Below are 635 nucleotides of genomic sequence, written 5' to 3'. Positions count from 1 at the left end.
GGGGCGGATTGCCGCGCGCGGCCCGGGGCCAGCACCAGATAGGCCGCAGCACAGGCGAGGCCCGCGATGCTCATGACCAGGAAGGGCCGGCGCCAGCCGCCCCAGGCCAGCAGCGGCAGCAGCAGGGCGGGGGCGACGAGGTAGCCGAAATAGTTGGAGGACATCAGCGCCGAGGGCGCCTTGTCCCGGGCGGCGGCGGGGAACACGTCGTAGAGGGCCTTGATGCTGGCGGCGGGAAAGATCCCCTCGCCCATGCCGAAGAGCAGCCGCACGAGCAGGAGCGCCGAGGCCGTCGCGACCAGTCCGGTGCCGAGCGTGAACAGCGACCAGAGGACCAGCCCGACCAGGACGACGGGTTTCGACCCGAAGCGGTCGGCCAGCCATCCGCCGGGTATCTGCATGCAGGAATAGCCCAGATAGAACACGCCCAGCACGAACCCCTGCCGCGTGGGCGACATGTGAATGTCGTGCAGCATGGCGGGGACGGACAGGGTCATTGCCGCGCGGTCGAGATAGGACACGCACCAGCCGAGATAGAGCAGGGCGAAGACCGCGTATTTCGGCTGGACGGGCATGGCGCGGCCTATTCCGGCAGGGCGGCGCCGGCCGCCGGTGCCCGGCGTCCGGGCGGGACC

Annotated in this window: 1 protein-coding gene; it reads right to left on the bottom strand. The window is 70.9% G+C overall.

Annotated features, from left to right (window positions below; genetic code table 11):
• A partial coding sequence (locus HUK84_RS21820) for an MFS transporter (protein ID WP_176641993.1) occupies nt 1-575 on the bottom strand: 575 nt, incomplete at its 3' end.
• Between the last annotated feature and the right edge of the window lie 60 nt (nt 576-635).

Origin of the sequence: Nguyenibacter vanlangensis, from assembly GCF_013376155.1 — a bacterium.
Taxonomy (GTDB): Bacteria; Pseudomonadota; Alphaproteobacteria; order Acetobacterales; family Acetobacteraceae; genus Gluconacetobacter; species Gluconacetobacter vanlangensis.
Note: the sequence above shows the minus strand (reverse complement) of the source record. Positions and strands in the feature narration are given on the sequence as shown.